A 19749-nucleotide genomic window follows, 5' to 3' on the forward strand; every position below is an offset into this window, starting at 1 on the left:
AGAGAGTGTGTCAACAACATTTCACACTATTTTCTGCGCTTGCACGCCCAGGTGGTGCAGCAGGCTGCGCATCGCCGGTGACAGCTGCGCCCACTCGGCGAAACAGGCGCACAGGCGGCGCTGTGCCCACGCATCTGCAAGCGGCACCGCAACGGTATGCGTGCTGCGCCGATGCTGGCGCGCAATGGTACGCGGCACGATACCGACACCGATGCCGTGGCCGACCATGATGCAGACGCCCTCGAAGGTCTTCATGCGGATGCGCACGTCCAGTCGGCGACCGATGTCGCGCGCCTGGTCTTCGATGTAGGTCTGCAGTGCATTGCCATCGGCCAGGGCAACGAAGGTCTCGCCGGCAATATCGGCGAAGGCCAGCGTGCGCCGTGTGGCGAAGCGGTGGTCGGCCGGCAGCAGCATCACCAGCGGATCTTCGGCCACCACATGCTGCTGCAGGCCGGTGGCGTCGACCGCATCACTGATGATGCCGGCCTCGGCCTGGCCAGCGCTGATTGCACGCACGACTTCGGGGCTGGTGCGTTCCAGCAGTTCGACGTGCAGGCGGGGTCGTTCGGCCAACCACGGTGCGAGCCGCGAGGGCAGGTAGTTGGTCAGTGCTGCGGTGTTGGCATACAGATGCAGGGTGCCGCGCGCCCCCTGCGCGAATGCCTGCAGTTCGCCGCGCAGCTGCGCCTGCTGTTGCAGGATCAGGCGTGCATGGTGGGCGAGGGCGGCGCCGGCTTCAGTCAGGCTGACGCCACGTGGATGCCGGTTCAACAGCAGGGTGCCGGCATCGGCTTCGATCGTGCGCAGGCGCTCGCTGGCCGAACCCAGGGCCAGGTTCGCCTGCGTTGCGCCGGCAGTGATGCTCCCGGCCTCGGCGATTGCCAGGAACAGGCGCAGGTCGGCGATGTCCATCCGCATGTGGGTGCCCTTATCGCAGGGCCATCGCCTTCGGATCAGCCGAAGGCAGGGCCGGAAAGACCGCATTGTGCGCCGTTGCTCCGCCCGATCCAATGAAGGCATGGATGAATCGATGTACTTCTACGTGCTGCTGGTGCTGGTGTTCGTATTGGCCGGCGTGGTCAAGGGGGTGACCGGCATGGGGTTGCCGACGGTGGCGATGGGCCTGCTCGGTGGCGCGCTGTCGCCGGTGGCGGCGGCGTCGATGCTGTTCATCCCGACCTTCGTCACCAATGCGTGGCAGCTGCTGTCCGGGCCGTCACTGGGCCACATCGTGCGGCGCCTGTGGCCGATGATGCTGGCCGTGGTGGTGGTGACGCTGGGTTCGGCAGCGTTGCTGGTACGGGTCGATCGCAGCGGGTCGCGGGTTGCGCTGGGCGTGGCCCTGATGGTCTATGCCGCCTATGCGTTGCTCGCGCCGGTGTTCCGCGTGCCGCAGCGGCGCGAGCGCTGGCTGGGGCCGCTGGTGGGCGCGCTGTCCGGCGTAGTGACCGGCGCCACCGGCGTGTTCGTGATGCCGGCGGTGCCGTACCTGCAATCACTGGGGTTGCAGCGCGAAGAACTGGTGCAGGCGCTCGGGCTGGCGTTCACCGTGTCGACGATTTCGCTGACCACCGGCCTGGTGCTGCACGGTGCGTTCGGCATCCAGCAGCTGGGGCTGAGTGCGCTGGCGGTGCTGCCGGCGCTACTGGGCATGTGGCTGGGGCAGGTGATCCGGCAGCGCATCAGTGCGCGGGTGTTTCGGGCGTGCTTCCTTGGCTTCCTGCTGCTGCTCGGCCTGGAGCTGGTGCTGCGGCCGTTGTTCTGATGCCAAATTCCGGGCATGAAAAAACCCGCTTTCGCGGGTCTTTCTCATTCTCGACGTGGTGCCCAGGAGAGGACTCGAACCTCCACGGTTTTACCCGCTAGTACCTGAAACTAGTGCGTCTACCAATTCCGCCACCTGGGCGTTCCAGAGGCGCAATTGTGAAGATGAATCCGGGAGCTGTCAACGACTTCCTGAAATTATTTCATCCAACGCCTCCAGGGCGGGCGCTGACCCGTTCTGCACGCCGTCAACGGCTACCATGTAGGGCGATGACTACCAAAAAACCAAGCAAGGGCGGGAGCAAGTCCCGCAGCCAAGCCCCGAAGAAGGGCCCGAAGGCGGGCGCAGCCCGCACCCCCAAGCCGGGCAAGCCGCTGCCAGGCTGGTTCCCCGAATTGAATGAAGGCGGTACGCCGCCGCGCGGCCGCAAGGTCCGCACCGCTGATGCGGCAGCGCCCGGCCCGGCCCCGGGCCGCAAGCTGCCGCCCACCGGCAAGGTGATCGACGATCCCTACGCCGCCCGCGAAGCCGAGAAATACGAACAGCCCATCGCCAGCCGCGAGGCCATCCTGGCCCTGCTGGAGCGTTGCGAAGGGCCGCAGACCGCCGAGGAACTTGGTGCACGCCTGGGCCTGACCGCACCGGATCGGGCCGAGGCGCTGTCGCGCCGGCTCGGTGCCATGGTCCGTGATGGCCAGCTGGTGCAGAACCGCCGCGGCGGTTTCGCCCCGATCCAGACGTTGAACCTGGTCACCGGCGTGGTGATCGCCAACCCGGAAGGGTTCGGTTTCCTGCGTCCGGTCGAGGGCGGCGACGACCTGTTCCTGCCGCCGTATGAAATGCGCAAGGTGATGCACGGCGACAAGGTGCTCGCCCGCGTGACCGGCATCGATCACCGGGGCCGTCGCGAGGGCAGCATTGCGCGCGTGCTCGAACGCGGCATGACCCGCCTGATCGGCCGCTTCAGCATCGAGATGGGCATCAACTACGTGGTGCCCGATGACAAGCGCGTGCAGCGCAACGTGCAGGTGCCGCCGGACCAGACCGGTGGCGCGCGCGACGGCCAGCTGGTGGTCTGCGAACTGACCCAGGCCCCGGACAGCCGCCGCCCGCCGATCGGCCGCATCATCGCCGTGCTGGGCGACAAGCTGACCGCGTCGCTGGTGGTGGAGACCGCCATCCACGGTCACGAGCTGCCGTTCGAGTTCCCGCAGGAGGTGCTGGACGAAGCCGCATCGGTGCCGCTGGTGGTTGAGCCGGCGATGATCGGCGACCGTGTCGACCTGCGCAGCACGCCGCTGGTCACCATCGACGGTGAGGATGCCAAGGACTTCGACGACGCGGTGTACTGCGAGCCGAATGCCGATGGCTTCCGCCTGGTGGTGGCCATTGCCGATGTCTCCAACTACGTGCGCCCCGGTACGCCGCTGGACGAGGAAGCGCAGAAGCGTGCGACTTCGGTGTACTTCCCGGGCTTCGTGGTGCCGATGCTGCCGGAGACGCTGTCCAACGGCATCTGCTCGCTGATGCCGAAAGTCGACCGCATGTGCTTCGTCTGCGACATGCAGATCGACCGCGATGGCCTGGTCACGCATTCGCGCTTCTACGAGGCGGTGATGAATTCGCACGCGCGCCTGACCTACACCCAGGTGTGGAAGGCGGTCGGCGAGGACGATGCCGATACCAAGGCCTGGATGGGCGACCTGCTGCCGCAGGTGCAGCGCCTGCACCAGCTGTACAAGGTGCTGTCCAAGGCACGCGCCAAGCGCGGTGCCATCGAATTCGAAAGCAGCGAAGTGCGCTTCGTGCTGGACAATCGCGGTGAAGTCACCCAGGCTGGCATGCTGGTGCGCAACGACGCGCACAAGCTGATCGAGGAATGCATGATCGCGGCCAACGTGGAGGCGGCGAAATACCTGCTGTCGCGCCACGTGCCGGCGCCGTACCGCATCCACGAGAAGCCGCCGGAAACCAAGTACGCCGACCTGCTGGAATTCCTCAAGGAGTTCAAGCTGAGCCTGCCGCCGTGGTCGAAGGTGCGCCCGGGTGACTACACCAAACTGCTGAAGAAGATCCGCGACCGCCCTGATGCGACGCTGCTGGAGTCGGTGCTGCTGCGCAGCCAGAGCCTGGCGATCTACAGCCCGGAGAACCACGGCCACTTCGGCCTGGCGCTGGAGGCCTACGCGCACTTCACCTCGCCGATCCGTCGCTATCCCGACCTGCTGGTGCACCGCGCGATCAAGCATGCGCTGTCCGGCAAGCCGCTGGACAAGTTCACCTACAACGCCCGCGAGATGGCCGCGCTGGCGCTGCAGTGTTCCGAGCGTGAGCGCCGTGCCGACGAGGCCGAGCGCGAGGTCGACGAGCGTTACCGCGCGGCGTGGATGGAAAAGCACGTGGGCGGCCAGTTCGACGGCGTGATCAGCGGCGTGACCAGCTTCGGCCTGTTCGTGGAACTGGACGAGTCGAAGGTGCAGGGCCTGGTCCACGTGACCCAGCTGCCGCAGGACTATTACAAGTTCGACGCGACCCGCAAGACGCTGACCGGCGAGCGCCGCGGCGGCAGCTACCGGCTGGGCGACCGCGTGCGCATCCTGGTGCTGAAGGCCAGCATGGAAGAGCGCAAGATCGACTTCCGGCTGGTCGAACACAAGGGCGAGGACGAGGGTGACGGGCTGCCGCCGCTGCCTGAGCGGGGCAAGCCAGCCAAGCGCACCAAGAAGCAATATTGAAAGGCGTGCCGACCAACGGTCGGCACCCACCTCACCTGGTAGGTGCCAACCGTTGGTTGGCACGCACCGCTCGTCAGGTAGGTGTCGACCTTGGTCGACACGATCTTCCGGAGGAAAGCAGCATGCAAGGCCAACCCGAATACAGCGGCGGCTGCCAGTGCGGCGCGATCCGCTTCCACGTGCGTGGTGCGCTGACCGACAGCTCGATCTGCCATTGCCGGATGTGCCAGAAGGCCTTTGGTGCCTTCTACGCGCCCTTGGTGTCGGTACGCGGTGTGCAGTTCAGCTGGACCCGCGGCCAGCCGCGCTATTTCCAGTCGTCCAACGTGGTGCGGCGTGGCTTCTGCGCCGACTGCGGCACGCCATTGACCTACGAAGCGCCCGATGGCGTGGCGGTGGCTGCTGGCGCGTTCGACGAACCCGAACGCCTGCCACCGACGATCCAGTACGGGGTCGAACGCAAGCTGCCCTTCGTCGACAGCCTGGCCAGCCTGCCCGTACGGCGTACCGAGGAGGACATCGCGGCCCTGGACTTCCTGGCCACGATCGTGTCCCACCAGCACCCCGACCACGACACGCCGCACTGGCCACCGCGCAGCCGGTAACGCACCTGTAGAGCCATCTCCACGCTGTCGCCGCAGGCTGAACCCAGGACAGCCGAGCGCAGGCTCGGCTGTACAGGGAGGCGGGGCGCGGCAGCGCCCGGACCGCCGATGCTCTACCATAGCCACCCCCTTTCCGGTCCCCGCCCGCATGAGCAAGAACAGCCAGTGGATCGTCGGCGTCAACGCCGTCACCTCCTCCATCGAGAACGACGCCGAGAACGTCCGCGAAGTGCTGGTCGAGGCCGGAGCGAAGAACCCGCGCCTGACCGAGATCGAGGAAAACGCCCGCCGCAAGGGCATCGACGTGCGCAAGGTGAACAGCCAGGCGCTGGACGGTGTGGGCGGCTCGGTGCGCCACCAGGGCGTGGCCGCGCGCTATGCCGCCGCCCGCACCTACAGCGAGAACGAGCTGGAAGGCCTGGTCACTGCGGCCGAGGGCAAGGCGCTGCTGCTGGTGCTGGACGAGGTGCAGGACCCGCACAACCTGGGTGCCTGCCTGCGCTCGGCGGCTGCGGCCGGTGCGACTGCAGTGATCATCCCCAAGGACAAGTCGGCCACGGTCAACGCCACCGTGCGCAAGACCTCGGCCGGCGCCGCCGACCTCATCCCGGTGGTGGCGGTAACCAACCTGTCGCGTTGCCTGAAGGACCTGCAGAAGCAGGGCGTGTGGATCTACGGCCTGGCCGGCGAAGCCACCGCCTCGCTGTACCAGCTGGACCTGAAGGGCAACATCGCGCTGGTGCTGGGCGGCGAAGCCGATGGCCTGCGCCGCCTGACCCGCGAGAACTGCGATGGCCTGGTTAAGATCCCGATGCCGGGCGAGATCGAGAGCCTGAATGTCTCCGTCGCTGCCGGCGTCAGCCTGTTCGAGGCCGTGCGCCAGCGCGGTTGATCCGCCGGCGCGACGTGATCGGGGTCAGATCCCTCTCCGCAGGCGAGGGATCCGACCCCTTTTCCATGTGCCGTGTCGACCAAGGTCGACACCTACCGGTAGTCGCCAACCTTGGTTGGCGCTCTTGCCGCCTCAGCCCGCGCTGCCACCCAGTGCCTTGAACAGGGTCACGTCGTTGTTCAGCTGGCCCTGGCGCACGCGCGCCAGCGACAGCTCTGCATCGCGCCGGGTCTGCTGCGCTTCCAGCCAGGTGCGCAGATCGGTAGCACCCACGCGATAACGCACTTCCTGCGCGCGCTCCACTTCCACCGCTTCCTCGTACGAAGCCTGCGAGGCAGCGACCTGGCGCGCCAGCTGCTCGCGCGCGGACAGTGCGTTGTCCACTTCCGAGAGCGCGGTGTACAGCGTCTTGCGGAAATTGGTCGCGGCGATCTGATAGCTGGTGCCGGCGATATCGGTATCCAGCTGCGCGCGCTGCAGGTTGAGGAATGGCAGCGAAAGGCCGGCACCCAGCGTGGCCACCGGATTGCGCAGTACATCGCCCAGCGAGGCCGCACTGGAACCGAGGCTGCCGGTCAGGCTCAGCGCCGGGTAGTACTGGGTGGCGGTGACCTTGATGGTCTTCAGGCTGTTGCGCAGGCGGAGTTCTGCCGCACGCAGGTCGGGGCGGCGGCCGAGCAGGTCGGCCGGCAGCCCCTCGACAATGCGCGGGCTGCGTGCGCCCAGCAGGTCCTGAGGTTCGTCCTGCTGGGGCCAGGGCGTGCCGTCCAGCAGCACGGTCAGTGCGTTGCGCACCTCCACCCGCTGCTGTTCCAGCGCGCTCTGCGAGGCGCGCTGCGATTGCAGGTTCTGCAGCGCCTGGCGTACTTCCAGGCGCGATACCGCACCGGCGTCGAAGCGGGCCTGCACCAGTTCGCGGGTGCGCTCCAGCCGCTCCAGGTTGGCCTGGCCGGTGGCGATCGACTGGTTCAGGTAGGCCAGGTTCCAGTACTGGGTGATGGTGTCGCTGATCACCAGCAGGGCGGTATTCTGCCGGTCTTCCTCGCTGGCTTCGGCTTCCCAGCGGGCGATGTCGCGCTGGGTCCGCAGGCGTCCCCACAGATCGACCTCCCAGCCGAGCGAAATGCCGGTGGAGTAGCTGCGGCGCCATTCGTCGGCCTGGTCGGTGGCGCGGCTGGCATTGCCGCTGACGCCCGATGATGAAGGCTGCGGCCACAGCGCGTTGCTGGCCAGGCCGGCCTGCAGGCGCGAACGCTGCACGGCCAGGCCGGCGGCGGCCAGGTCGCTGTTGGCGGCCAGCGCCTGCGCCACCAGGCGGTCCAGGCGTTCATCGCCGAAGCCGGTCCACCAGGTGTCCTGGCGGATGTCGTGGCCCGGTGTGTCCAGGCTGCTGCGCGGGTCGTCGGCCGGTGCGTTGAGGGTGGCATCGCCACGCCCATACTGGGCCGCCACATCGGGATCGGCCACCGGATAGCGGCCGACAGAGGCGCAGCCAGACAGGGCGAGCAGAACGGCACCCGCCAGCAGCCGGCGCGAAGGGGCAGGGAAGGGCAGTCGGGTCATCATCTTCATTCGCGTGCCAGGGCCTCCACCGGGTCAAGCTGCGCGGCATTGCGCGCGGGCAGGAAGCCGAACGCCACGCCGATCAGGGTCGAGCAGGCGAAGGCGGTAATGATCGAGGCGGTGGAGAACAGCACCTGGAAGTCGCTGGCGAAGCGGCCGATCATCGAGCCCAGCAGCAGGGCCAGGCCGATGCCGAGCACGCCACCGAGCAGGCAAACCAGCACCGCTTCGATCAGGAACTGCTGGCGGATATCACTTTGTCGTGCACCGACGGCCATGCGCACCCCGATCTCTCGGGTGCGCTCGGTCACCGACACCAGCATGATGTTCATCACGCCGATGCCGCCGACCAGCAGCGCGATGGCGGCGATGGCACCGATCAGCAGGGTCATCGTGCGCGTGGTCTGCTCGATGGTGTCGCGGATCTCCGCGCTGTTGCTGAGGAAGAAATCCTCGGTGCCGTGGCGCATCGTCAGCAGGCGGGTGATCGCTTCCTGAGCGGCATCCATCGGTGTGTTGTCGTCCACGCGCACGGTGATGCTGGAGACATGGCTCTGGCCGAGCATGCGCGACATCACCGTGGTGTAGGGCACCCAGACGCTGAGGCTGGTGCTGCCACCGAAACCGAAACTCTGGCGCTTGGCCACGCCGACCACGCGTGCCGGCACGTTGCCGAGCAGGATCACCTGGCCGACCGGGTCGACATCGGGGAAGAACTGGGTCTGGGTGTTTTCGTCGATCACCGCTACCTGGCCGAGGCCCCTCACGGCATCGGCATCAAAGAAGCTGCCGCTGAGCAGGGTTACCCCCTTGACCCGGAAGAACTGCTCGCCGACGCCGCTGACCTGGGCGGTCGACGACTGGTTGCGATAACGCGCGGTGACCGAGGTCGATACGCTGGGGGTGGCGCTGTCCACATAGCTCTGCTTTGCCAGTGCATCGGCATCGCTGGCCTTGAGCGTCTGCACCCGGGCCGAGCGCATGTCGCCGAAACCACGGCCGGGATAAACGTCGATGGTGTTGGTGCCGAGCGCGCTGATGTTCTGCAGGATCTGCTGCTGCGAGCCATTGCCCAGCGCCACCACCGAGACCACCGAGGCGATGCCGATGATGATGCCGAGCATGGTCAGGAAGGTGCGCAGGCGATGGGCGTTCATCGCCAGCAGCGCCATCCGGAATGCTTCGGTGAAGCGGTCGCGGGCCGCCCGCCAGCTATTGCCGTGGGCGACGCCGGTACTGGCTTCGCGCTGGGCACGGTAACTCGGCGCATCCGGATTGGCGCGGTCGGCAATGATCTCGCCATCGCGGATCTCGATGATGCGCTGTGCGTGCTGGGCCACGCTCATGTCGTGGGTGACGATGATGATGGTGTGGCCTTCGGCATGCAGTTCGCCGAGGATCGCCATCACTTCCTCACCGGATTTCGTATCGAGCGCGCCGGTGGGTTCGTCGGCCAGGATCACCTCGCCGCCGTTCATCAGGGCGCGTGCGATCGACACGCGCTGCTGCTGGCCACCGGAAAGCTGGCCTGGCTTGTGATGCATGCGGTCGCCCAGGCCCAGCCGCTGCAGCAGTTGCTCGGCACGCGCGTTGCGCACCGGGCCGGGACTGCCGGCATACACCGCCGGCACTTCCACGTTGCCGCGCGCGTCGAGGTCGCCGAGCAGGTGGTAGCGCTGGAAGATGAAACCAAAATGCTCGCGGCGCAGTTCGGCCAGTTCGTCCGGCTCCATCTTTCCGGTTTCGCGGCCGGCCACCTGGTAGCTGCCGCGGGTGGGACGGTCGAGGCAGCCGAGGATGTTCATCAGCGTCGACTTGCCCGAGCCGGACTGGCCCACGATGGCGACCATCTCGCCGGCGTGGATGTCGAGGTTCACGTCGCGCAGTACGGCGATCACATCGTCGCCGGCCGGGAATTCACGTCGCAGGTCGCGCAGCCGCAGCAGCGGCGCCGTCGTGTTCATCGGCGCCCCATGCCCGGGCCGCCGACCCGCATCTGCATGCCGCCGCGGTTGCCGCCGCCGGCGCTGGCACCGGCCGCACCGGCTTCGCCGACCACCACGCGCTCGCCTTCCTTCAAGCCGGACAGGATCTCGGCCGAGGCGCCGTTGTTGATGCCCACGGTGACCTTGCGCGGCTGCGGCTGGCCCTTCTCGTCCAGCACCCGCACCATCCGCTCATCGCCACGGCGCTTCGGTCCCAGTGCCACCGCCGGCACCATCAGCACGCCCTTGGCCTGCTTGAGCAGTACCGAGACCTGCGCGGTCATGTCGATGCGCAGCGTGCCGTCCGGGTTTTCCACATCAAACAGCGCGTTGTAGTAGACCGCGCTGCTGGAGCTGGAGCTGGAGGAGCTGCTGGAGCTGGACGAATTCTCGTTGGCGATCGAGGCGGGCGCCGGATTGATCTGGCGCAGCGTGGCGTGATACTTGCGGTCCGGGTCGCCCAGGGTGGTGAAGTACACCGGCATGCCGGGCTTGATCTTGACCACGTCGGCCTCGGAGATCTCGGCATTGACGGTGACCACGTCCAGCCGCGCCAGCATGACGATGGTCGGTGCGGTCTGGTTGGCGTTCACGGTACGGCCTTCTTCGGCCACCACCGCGACCACGGTGCCGTCCATCGGCGCGGTGATGCGGGTGTAGGCCAGGTTGGCGCGGGCGGTGCCCAGCTCGGTTTCGCGGCCCTTGATCTGCGCCTCGTAGGACTGCAGCTGGGCGCGGGCGGTCTTCAGCTGTGCCTCGGCGGCATCGTATTCCTGGCGCGAGGTGGCTTCGGCGGCCAGCATCTGCTGCTGGCGCGCAAACTCCAGTTCGGCCTGGCGCAGGGTGGCTTGCTGCACCGCGCGCTGGGCGGTGACCTGGTCCAGCGAGGCCTGCGCGTTGAGCACCTGGTTCTGCTGGGTGGTGGCATCGATCTCGGCGATCAGGTCGCCTTCCTTCACGGTGTCGCCCAGCTGTACCTTCAGCGATTTGATCTGGCCCGAGGCCTGCGCGCCGACGCTGACCAGCTTGTAGGCGTCGATCACGCCGGTGGCATCCACCGTTTGTTCGATGTCACCGCGGCTGACCGGCGAGGTTGCCACCGCCGGGGCGGCGGGCTTGCGCAGCAGCCACCAGCCGGTCGCGGCGACGATCAGGGCGAGCAGGGCGATCAGCATCAGGCGACTCCGGCGGGTCGCTGGCAGCAGGCGGAACGTCACGTCGTGGCTTCACTCTCGAGGCCGCGAGGGCGGCGTTGGTGGGCATTGTGAAGACCGGGCGATGGACGGCTCAATCCTCGGGGTATGTCTGTATGTAACACTGTCGGTGAACAGGCGTAACCACAGGTATCCCGCCCGCGGGTGGATACACTGGTACGCATTGCCCCGGATGCGGTTCAGCTGCCGACACGGGATGATCGCGACATGGAGACTGAAAACCCGATGCATCGACTGCTGATCGTCGACGACGACAACGACATCCGCACGCTGCTGGCCGAGCAGCTCGGCCGCGCCGGCTACCAGGTGAGCACTGCGGCCGATGGCACCGCCATGCGCCAACTGCTGGACCGCGAGCACGTGGACCTGATCGTGCTGGACCTCAACCTGCCGCGCGAGGATGGTCTGACCCTGTGCCGTGACCTGCGTGCACGTTCGAACACGCCGGTGATCATGCTGACCGCGCGGGCCGAGCCGATCGACCGCGTGCTGGGCCTGGAAATGGGCGCCGACGACTACCTGGCCAAGCCGTTCGAGCCGCGCGAGCTGCTGGCGCGCATCCGCAACGTGCTGCGCCGGACCGAGGCGCTGCCGGCCAACCTGGAACCACTGGCGGTACGCCGCGCGCGTTTCTCGCGCTGGGTATTCGACCTCGAGCATCGCCACCTGGTCGATCCGGATGGCCGCGTGGTGGTGCTGTCCGGCGCCGAGTTCCGCCTGCTGCGGGTGTTCATCGCCCACGCCAACAAGGTGCTGTCGCGCGAGCAGCTGGTCGCGCTCAGCAGTGGCCGCAACTACGAGGCTCAGGACCGCGCGATCGACCTGCAGGTCAGCCGCCTGCGCAACAAGCTGGGCGACGATGGTGGCCCGGATGGACTGATCAAGACCGTGCGCAACGAAGGCTACGTGCTTGCCTCGTCGGTCAACCTGGAATAAACCGCGATGACGCGCCTGCGCCATTTCCTGTCCTCGATGGTCGGGCGGTTGTTCGTGATCCTGCTGCTGGGCATGGCGGTGGCTGCGATCGGCGCGACCATGCTGGCCACCTCCAAGCGCCAGCAGGAGTTCGAGCGGCAGAACCTGAACCGCATCGCCGACCGCCTGCAGGGCTACGTCAACCTGCTGGACGGCAATCCGGAGCTGCGCGAGCGCCTGCTGGCGATCGGCGGGCCGAGCGTGCGCGCGCTGCAGCCGGGCGCACGCCTGGGGCGTGCCGACACGGCGCTGATGGAAGTGCTGGAAGACCGCCCCGGGCCGGTGTCGCGCGCGCACGTGCACTTCGCTTCGTTCCGCTCCTGCATTCCCAAACTGCAGGAGCTGCTGCCGCCGCCGCCGCCGGGCCACCGGCGGCCGCCGCGCGAACGCGACCCCGCGTTCATCCCGCCCAAATGCCGCGCGGTGGACGTGACCCTCAACGACGGCACGCTGCTGAAGCTGGCGCTGGACTCGCCGGCGGTGGCGCACAACGGCATCCTCGCCGTGGACCCATGGTTCCTGACCCTGCTGGTGCTGGCGATTGCCGTGCTGGCCTATATCGTCGCGCGCATGGCCAGCGCGCCGCTGCAGGAACTGGCCGCAGCCGCAGAAGACCTTGGCGATGACCTGCAGCGCGACCCGTTGCCACTGCGCGGGCCGCGCGAAGTGCAGCGTGCCGCCGAAGCCTTCAACGCCATGCAGCACCGCCTGCAGCGGCACCTGGCCGAACGCACGCAGATGCTGGCGGCGATCACCCACGACCTGCAGACGCCGCTGACCCGGCTGCGCCTGCGCCTGGAGAATGTCAGCGACGAGGCCCTGCGTGAGCGCCTGATCGGCGACCTGGCGGCGATGCAGGCGCTGGTGCGCGAGGGCCTGGAACTGGCGCGCAGCGCCGAGAGTGCCGAGCAGCGCGCCGCACTGGACCTGGATTCGCTGCTGGAGAGCATTGTCGAGGACGCCGCCGAAGGCGGCGGTGATGTGGTCTTCGAAGGGGGCAGTGGTTCGGTGCTGATGTTGCGTCCGTTGGCCATGCACCGGCTGTTCTCCAACCTGGTGGACAACGCGGTGATGTACGCGCAGCGGGCCCGGGTGCGGGTTGAGCGCAGCGGCGGTGCGATTACCGTGGTGGTGGCCGATGACGGCCCGGGCCTGGCCGAAGAGCAGCTGGAGGCGGTGTTCGATCCGTTCGTGCGGGTGGAGACCTCGCGTTCGCGCGAAACCGGCGGGGCCGGCCTGGGCCTGACCATCGCGCGCGCCCTGGCCGAGAAGGACGGTGCCCGGCTGTGGCTGCGCAACCGGGCCGAAGGTGGCCTGGAGGCGGTGGTGCAGTGGCCGGCCAGTGCCCAGGTGGTGGCGCCCGGCCGCGCCGGCTGAGTCGGCGCGCTGCGGACGGTGACGCTGGGGCCGGGGTTTGGCCTATCATCTGCGCATCTCCCCAGTCTCCCCCCGATGAGCCAGCCCGTTCCTGCCGGCATGCCATTGCACGCTGCCCGGCTGTTCCCGCACGCTGCCGCGTCCTGCAGCCGCACCTGGCCGCCGCCGCTGCGGTGATGGGCGGGCAGGGGGACAAGAGGCGCTGGGTGGAGCGCCGCGCATCAGGATTCAGGCGGGCACTGCGGCAGGGCCTGTTGTGGCTGCTGCTGGCCCTTGCGCTGCCGTTGGCTGCGCAGGAAGGCGCGCCCCCGCTGCGCGACTACGCCATCGATGTATGGACCTCGCGCAACGGCCTGCCGCACAACTCGCTGCGCGACATCGCGCAGACGCCGGAAGGCCATCTCTGGTTCGCCACCTGGGAAGGGCTGGTGCGCTACAACGGCCTGGATTTCACCGTGTTCGACCGCAGCACGCGCCCGGGCCTGCGCGACAACGGCATCGGCGCCCTGTTCGTCGACCGCCAGGGCGGACTGTGGATCAGTGATTCGCGCGGCAACGTCAGCCACCGTGGCAGTGATGGCCAATGGCGGGTGTGGGAGCACCAGGCCGATACGCCGCAGGTGCTGATCCAGTCCATGCAGATGGACAGCCAGGGGCGGCTGTGGCTGCTGTACGAAGGCAAGGGCATCGGCTACCTGACGCCGGACAGCGGCATTGTCTACCAGGCGCCGGCGGCGGACCTGCCGATGGCGATGAGCTTCACCAGGCTGGTGGTCGACGCGCAGGACCGGGTCTGGGTCGGTACGCTGGACGGGCTGGTGCTGCGCGACAACGATGGCGTGCTCAAGCGCGCCCCCGCCGCATGGGGGCTGGGTGCCGGCAGTGGCCTGTCGTGGCCCTACCGTGCGCCGGATGGCGCGTTGTGGATCGTCGCCGGTGAGCGCCTGTACCGGGTGGAGGACGACCAGCTGGTGCTGGTGCACCGCCTGCCGGGCCAGCTGCACATGACCTCGATGCTGCAGGACCGGCACGGTGACCTGTGGCTGGGCACCGAGAACCAGGGCCTGCTGCGCATCTCCGCACATGGCCTGGAGCGACTGCCGGCCGGTCTGAACCTGCCGGGCGGACGCGTGGTCAGCCTGCGCGAGGATGCCGAAGGCAGCATCTGGGTGGGCGCCAACGGCGGGCTCTATCGCCTGCGCGAAACACTGTTCAGCAGCTACACCGAGCGCGATGGGCTCAGTGGCGATTACGTGCGCACGGTATTCGAGGATCGCGATCGCCAGCTGTGGGTCGGCAGCGCCAGCGGGCTTGACATGCGGACCGCGGACGGCCGTTTCCGGGCGATGCCGCTGCACAACCGCGGCGGCAAGGCACCTTCGGTGCTGAGCCTGGCACAGGGGCCGGACGGTGACCTGTGGGTCGGAACCTTCGGCGATGGGGTCTACCGGCTCGGCCGTGACGGCCACCTGCGCCACAACTACGCGGCAGCCGACGGCATGCCGGGTGGCAACATCCGTGCGATCAGCGTTGATTCCCAGGGCGTGGTCTGGGCCGGCACGCAGAAGGGCGTGGTGCGCATCGACGGCGACCATGTGCAGGTCTCGAACGTGCCGGGCATGCCCGGCGGCCTGATCACCGCGCTTGAGCATGACCATCAGGGCAACCTGTGGATCGGCACCATCGAAGGCATCCGCGTGCTGCGCGGCGACCACGTGCAGTCGATCGACCTGGCGCCGCTGGGCGGTGGCCGCAGCGTGTTCGGCTTCCACCAGCTGGGCGACGCGATGTGGATCAGCAGTGATCGTGGCCTGTACCGTTGGCGCAACGGTGCGCTGGCGCGGGTCGGCCTGGAGCAGGGCATGCCGGTGGATGCGGTGTTCCAGCTGGTGCCGGATCGCCTTGGCAATGTGTGGATCAGCAGCAATCGCGGCGTGTTGCGCACCGATATGGCCACCCTCAACGCCGTGGCCGATGGCCGCACGCCGCGGGTGGGGGTGGAGCGTTACAACGAGATCGACGGCATGGCCAATGCACAGGCCAACGGCAGCTCCAGCCCATCGGCGATCCTGCGCCAGGACGGCACGTTCTGGGTGGTCACCGCAGGCGGCCTGAGCACGGTCGACCCGCAGCGCCTGCAGCGTTTCCGCGAGCGGCCATCGCCGCCGGCCGCGATCGAGAGCGTGCAGGTGGATGGCGCGCCGGTGCATTGGGAAGGGCGAGATCGCAACCATATTCCCGGGGGGCGCCGGTTGGCGGTGAGCTATGTCGGCCTGAGCTATCTGATGTCCGACCGGATCCGCTACCGCACGCGGCTGGACGGGCTGGATGCCGGCTGGGTCGAGCGCGGCCCGCAGCGCAGCGTCGAGTTCGTCGGCCTGCCGCCGGGCGACTACACCCTGCATGTGGCGGCCGCCCATCCCGGCGGCAGCTGGGGCCAACAGGAGGCGGTGTGGAGCTTCACCGTGGAACCGTTCTGGTGGCAGCGCCGCAGCGTGCAGGTGCTGGCGGGAATGCTGCTGCTGGCTGGACTGGTGGCGCTGTACCGGCTGCTGCTGCAGCAGCTGAAGGCCAGCAACCTGCGCCTGGCACGGCGGGTGGACGAAGCGACCTTCGACCTGCAGGCCAAGACGGTGCACCTGCAGGCGCTGAACCAGGAAAAGACCGAACTGGCCGAGCGCCTGGCGCGCCAGGCCGAAGCCTTCGAGCGCCAGGCCCGCGAGGATGTGCTGACCGGCCTGGCCAATCGCCGCGCCTTCGACGAAACGTTGGCGCGTGACTTCGCCCGGTCCCAGCGCAGTGGTCATCCGCTGTGCCTGGTGGTGCTCGACATCGATCACTTCAAGGAGGTCAACGACCGCCACAGCCACAGCATCGGCGATGCCGTGCTGGTGCAGGTGGCGTCATTGATCGCAGCGGCCTGCCGCGACTCCGACCTGCCGGCGCGCACCGGCGGCGAAGAGTTCGCGCTGCTGCTCAACGACACCCGCCTGGAGGAAGCCGCACAGCTGTGCGCGCGCCTGCGTGGCCTGTTCCATGACCATCCCGATTGGGCCGGCGTGGCGGGCCTGCGTGTTACCTTCAGTGCGGGCCTGGTAGAGCTGGATGCCGACGACCGCACCCCGGCGCTGCTGTACCAGCGCGCCGACCGCGCGCTGTACCGTGCCAAGAGCGACGGCCGCGATCGCACGAGTATTGGTTGATCGCATCCACGCATGGCGTGGATCTACTGGTGTTGTCGTACCACCCGGGGGTGCCGACCAACGGTCGGCACCCACCAGAGAAGTGACCCAGTAAGCGGCAGCCCCCAACGAGCGCAGCGACCCGCTGTTGCTCCCGCTTTTTCTGATCTTTCCGTGGTGCTCGCTGGAAACTGTCCGTGGCCGGGCGGGTGGGCTGCGCAGGGGCGTGAGCCGCATGGGCCTGAGGCATGCCTCGGGCGGGTTGGGCCGGATGCCCAACCCCGGTCTTGCCGTGTGCGCAGGACAGCGCACACGAGCAAGCGGCGACCGAGCTTACAGGGACGTACTTGCAGCGTCCCCTGCGCAGTCCACCCGCCCGGCCCTACCAGGAATCGCTGTCAGCCCGCCACGAGGGGCTCCGCCGTTGGCTGCGTTAGCGCGGCCAGGCGTTGGCGATGGTGCAGAACAGCCGCGCGGTCTGCTCGGTGTCATACACCGCGCTGTGTGCCTCGTTGGCATCCCAACCCAGCCCGGCGGCGGTGGCCGCACGCGCCAGCACGGTCTGACCGTACGCGATACCGGCCAGGGTGACCGTGTCGAACACGCTGAACGGGTGGAATGGGTTGCGCTTGTGGCCGGTGCGGGCCACGGCCGCGTTGACGAAGCCGAGGTCGAAATGGGCGTTGTGGCCCACCAGGATCGCGCGCTGGCAGCCGTACTTCTTCATCGCCGCACGGACCGGAGTGAAGATGTGGTCCAACGCCGCTTTTTCTTCCTTGGCCAGCCGGAACGGGTGGTCGAGGATGATGCCGGTCACTTCCAGCGACTTCGGGTCGATCTCCAGGCCCTCGGCCGGGACCACGTGGGCACTGGCGGTCTGGCCGGGGTAGAGCAGGCCGTTCTCGTCCATCTCGATCGGCACCGCAGCGATTTCCAGCAGCGCATTGCGCTGGCTGTCGAAGCCGCCGGTTTCCACATCCACCACCACCGGCAGGAAGCCGCGGAAGCGTTGTGACATCGCGCGCTGCGCCTGGGGTACTGCGGAATCGGGAGCGGCGGCAGGTGCGGAGGGGGAGTCAGTCATGCGTGAATTCTAGCAGAGCGACCCTGAGCGCCCGGCCAGCTTTCTGTGCATGGGCTCCCTGCGTGGGCGTGTGTCGACCAAGGTCGACACCTACCGGGCACCGCACGCTCTGGATTCCGGTAGGTGCCAACCTTGGTTGGCACACGGCGCGCCAACCACGGTCGGCATCTAGCGCAACGCAGGCCGTGCCGTCGTGACCGATGGCTGCCACCGGGCCAACCAGGCGTCCACGCTCAGCTTGCCGGCGCCAGTGAAGATCAACGGCAGCAGCATGGTCATGAACAGCACCGGCAGCTTGAAGTTGCCGTAGCCCTGGTCGCTGATGGCATACCCCATCGCGAGGTCACCCAGCGAATTCCATTGCATCGGCCAATGCACCGCATAGGTCGCCACCACGGTCAGCACCAGCAGGCTGGCGGCGGCGAAACGGGTAACGAAACCAAACAGCAGGCAGGCCGCGCCGACCAGTTCGAACCAGGTGGCCAGCTGCCAGTTCAGGGCAGCAGGCAGTTGGTTGAACGGGAACGGGAAGGCGCCCTGCAGGTCGGCGAACCAGTTCTGGCCGTGCAGCTTCTCACGGCCGGATTCGAAGTATTCCCAGGCCAGCAGCACGCGCAGGCCCAGCGGCGCCAACCAGGGGGCGAGACGGTCCAGCCGGCCGCGCGCGGCGGCCAGGAGCGGCAGATTCATCGTTGGATCTCCAGTGGAAGAGGCGTCAGGGCGGGGGGGCGAGCGGGCCGATCACGCCGGCCTGCAGGAACTGCAGCAGCAGTGCGGCACCGGGCTCGGCCAGTACGTCCTCGGCCAGCCCGTGCGAGGTGGCCAGCTGCTGCAGGTACGTCTGTCCTTCCAGGCCGGGCCGTTCGCCGATGCTCGCCAGCAGGTGTACCGCCAGCGGGCTGAGCGCGGCGAATCGCACTTCACCGTCGGCTTCGCGGCGGACCAGCAGGCCGGTGGGTTCTGGAAGGGGCTGGGTCGGCGCATCCTCTGCACCGAGACGGTGCACCGGCCATTGGTACAGCAGCGGCCACGCCAGCGGCGAACGCCGCAGCGGCACCCGAAGTGGATCAGTATCGCCAGGCGCAGGAAGCGGTTCGGCCTGCAGCTGGTACAGCGCGGTTTCCACCCACTCGTAGTGGGCCAGTTCGGCCAGCGCCGGGTGCGGCAGCTGCGGCTGCGCCTGCAGCCACTGCACGAACTCGGCGGCCAGTTCGGTGAACAGCGGTGTCTGGCAGCGATGGGTGGCGAAGTAGTGGCGCACCAGGGCGCTCCAGGCCGGTTCGCCAAGCAGGCGCACGCAGACCGGGAAACCGTTGCTCAACAGGCCGAGCAGGTTGTTGAACAGCAGGTGCCGATATACCGCGACCCGGCGTGGCTCCAGTCCGGCCGGTGCGGGTACCGCCTGCGGGTTGCGCAGGTGCGCGGTGAAGGCGTGCTGCTGCGCGCGCAGGGTGTCGGCGGAATCAGCCATGTGCCGCCCCGGCATGTGTGGCCTGCAGGCGGCGGATGGTCTGCAGTTCGCCCTGCAGTTCTGCATAGGGCGGGAAATTGAAATCGCGTTCGAGCAGGGTGGGGCGCGGGCCGATGCGTGCATAGGTACGCGCCAGCAGCGCCCAGACTGGATCGATCACCGCGCTGCCGTGGGTATCGATCTTCAGGTCGGGTGCCTCGTCCAGGTGCCCGGCCACATGCAGGCAGACGATGCGCCGTGCAGGCAGGCCGGCGATGAAGGCATCGGCATCGTAGCCGTGGTTGCAGGCGTTGACGTAGACATTGTTGACGTCCAGCAGCAGGTCGCAGTCGGCTTCGGCAAGCACGGCATTGGTGAAGGCCAGTTCGTCCATCGCCGGCGCGGGTGCCAGGTAGTAGGACACGTTCTCCACTGCGATGCGACGGCCCAGCAGGTCCTGCACGCGGCTGATGCGCTGCGCGGTATGGCGCACGGCTTCGTCGGTAAAGGGAATCGGCAGCAGGTCGTACAGGTGGCCGTCGTCGCTGCAGTAGCTGAGGTGCTCGCTGTACAGCGGCACGCGGTGCTTTTCGAGGAACCGGCCGACCTGTTCCAGCAGCTGGGTATCCAGCGGTGCACTGCCGCCCAGCGACAGCGACAGGCCGTGGCAGCTCAGCGGATGGCGCTGCGCCAGTTCGGCCAGGGCATCACCGGCCGGGCCGCCGACATGGATCCAGTTCTCCGGTGCGCATTCGAGGAAGTCGAAGTCGCCTTCCGGGGCGTCACGCAGGTCCTGCAGCAGCGCCCGGCGCAGGCCCAACCCGGCGGCCGCCGCACGAAGCGGCGACCGCGGGTGGACGAGGCTGGCGCGGGCGTCAGTGCTTGCCACCGCACTTGCCTTCGCCGCACTTGCCTTCGC

General features: G+C 68.1%; 15 protein-coding genes and 1 tRNA gene. 7 read left to right on the plus strand and 9 right to left on the minus strand.

The features are described 5' to 3' along the window. Nucleotides 1-21: 21 nt before the first annotated feature. Entirely contained in the window at nt 22-921 is a 900-nt protein-coding gene (locus PEM_RS04965) for a LysR family transcriptional regulator (RefSeq protein ID WP_111127045.1), read from the minus strand. 100 nt (nt 922-1021) lie between these two features. Here PEM_RS04965 and PEM_RS04970 point away from each other — a divergent pair, with 100 nt between their 5' ends. Then, a complete protein-coding gene (locus PEM_RS04970) occupies nt 1022-1768 on the plus strand; it encodes a sulfite exporter TauE/SafE family protein (protein ID WP_111127047.1) in 747 nt (248 codons plus the stop codon). A gap of 56 nt (nt 1769-1824) precedes the next feature. On the opposite strand, the gene PEM_RS04975 is transcribed toward PEM_RS04970, so the two are convergent. Continuing rightward, nucleotides 1825-1909 (minus strand) — tRNA-Leu (locus tag PEM_RS04975). Nucleotides 1910-2037: 128 nt separating this feature from the next. Between PEM_RS04975 and rnr the strand changes: the two genes are divergently transcribed. The 3 genes from rnr to rlmB all read left to right on the plus strand — a co-directional run bounded on the left by rnr (nt 2038) and on the right by rlmB (nt 6000). Next, nucleotides 2038-4503: a ribonuclease R gene (gene rnr, locus PEM_RS04980; RefSeq protein WP_065195762.1), complete on the plus strand. Its 2466-nt coding sequence runs from the start codon at nt 2038-2040 to the stop codon at nt 4501-4503. 122 nt (nt 4504-4625) lie between these two features. Continuing rightward, complete coding sequence (locus PEM_RS04985) at nt 4626-5108, plus strand: GFA family protein (RefSeq protein ID WP_111127049.1); 483 nt, start codon at nt 4626-4628, stop codon at nt 5106-5108. A gap of 148 nt (nt 5109-5256) precedes the next feature. Next, nucleotides 5257-6000: a 23S rRNA (guanosine(2251)-2'-O)-methyltransferase RlmB gene (gene rlmB / locus PEM_RS04990; RefSeq protein ID WP_111127051.1), complete on the plus strand. Its 744-nt coding sequence runs from the start codon at nt 5257-5259 to the stop codon at nt 5998-6000. Between the two features lie 132 nt (nt 6001-6132). On the opposite strand, the gene PEM_RS04995 is transcribed toward rlmB, so the two are convergent. From PEM_RS04995 to PEM_RS05005, 3 genes are read right to left on the minus strand one after another with little or no spacing between them, the layout of a single operon-like run. Then, complete coding sequence (locus PEM_RS04995; protein ID WP_111127053.1) at nt 6133-7572, minus strand: TolC family protein; 1440 nt, start codon at nt 7570-7572, stop codon at nt 6133-6135. Then, nucleotides 7569-9527, minus strand: coding sequence for a MacB family efflux pump subunit (locus tag PEM_RS05000; RefSeq protein WP_111127055.1), 1959 nt, complete (start codon nt 9525-9527; stop codon nt 7569-7571). Before PEM_RS05000 ends, PEM_RS04995 begins: the two co-directional genes overlap by 4 nt. Continuing rightward, nucleotides 9524-10765: an efflux RND transporter periplasmic adaptor subunit gene (locus PEM_RS05005; RefSeq protein WP_111127057.1), complete on the minus strand. Its 1242-nt coding sequence runs from the start codon at nt 10763-10765 to the stop codon at nt 9524-9526. Before PEM_RS05005 ends, PEM_RS05000 begins: the two co-directional genes overlap by 4 nt. Before the next feature lie 204 nt (nt 10766-10969). Here PEM_RS05005 and PEM_RS05010 point away from each other — a divergent pair, with 204 nt between their 5' ends. The 3 genes from PEM_RS05010 to PEM_RS05020 all read left to right on the plus strand — a co-directional run bounded on the left by PEM_RS05010 (nt 10970) and on the right by PEM_RS05020 (nt 16317). Continuing rightward, nucleotides 10970-11698 (plus strand): response regulator, encoded by a 729-nt coding sequence (locus PEM_RS05010; protein WP_005415886.1) that lies wholly within the window; start codon nt 10970-10972, stop codon nt 11696-11698. Nucleotides 11699-11704: 6 nt separating this feature from the next. Further along, complete coding sequence (locus PEM_RS05015; RefSeq protein ID WP_005415887.1) at nt 11705-13114, plus strand: ATP-binding protein; 1410 nt, start codon at nt 11705-11707, stop codon at nt 13112-13114. A 176-nt stretch (nt 13115-13290) separates the two neighbouring features. Next, complete coding sequence (locus PEM_RS05020) at nt 13291-16317, plus strand: ligand-binding sensor domain-containing diguanylate cyclase (RefSeq protein WP_111127059.1); 3027 nt, start codon at nt 13291-13293, stop codon at nt 16315-16317. 412 nt (nt 16318-16729) lie between these two features. On the opposite strand, the gene rnt is transcribed toward PEM_RS05020, so the two are convergent. The 4 genes from rnt to PEM_RS05040 all read right to left on the minus strand — a co-directional run bounded on the left by rnt (nt 16730) and on the right by PEM_RS05040 (nt 19719). Next, a complete protein-coding gene (gene rnt, locus PEM_RS05025) occupies nt 16730-17314 on the minus strand; it encodes a ribonuclease T (RefSeq protein WP_005408782.1) in 585 nt (194 codons plus the stop codon). A 234-nt stretch (nt 17315-17548) separates the two neighbouring features. Continuing rightward, the gene (locus PEM_RS05030; RefSeq protein ID WP_111127061.1) at nt 17549-18070 is read right to left on the minus strand and encodes a DoxX family protein; all 522 of its coding nucleotides are present in this window, start codon (nt 18068-18070) and stop codon (nt 17549-17551) included. Between the two features lie 25 nt (nt 18071-18095). Further along, entirely contained in the window at nt 18096-18851 is a 756-nt protein-coding gene (locus tag PEM_RS05035) for a putative DNA-binding domain-containing protein (protein WP_012479632.1), read from the minus strand. Further along, on the minus strand, nt 18844-19719 hold the full coding sequence (locus PEM_RS05040; RefSeq protein WP_012479633.1) for a DUF692 domain-containing protein: 876 nt from the start codon (nt 19717-19719) through the stop codon (nt 18844-18846). Before PEM_RS05040 ends, PEM_RS05035 begins: the two co-directional genes overlap by 8 nt. Between the last annotated feature and the right edge of the window lie 30 nt (nt 19720-19749).

The organism is Stenotrophomonas sp. Pemsol, assembly GCF_003586545.1.
GTDB classification, from domain to species: Bacteria; Pseudomonadota; Gammaproteobacteria; order Xanthomonadales; family Xanthomonadaceae; genus Stenotrophomonas; species Stenotrophomonas sepilia.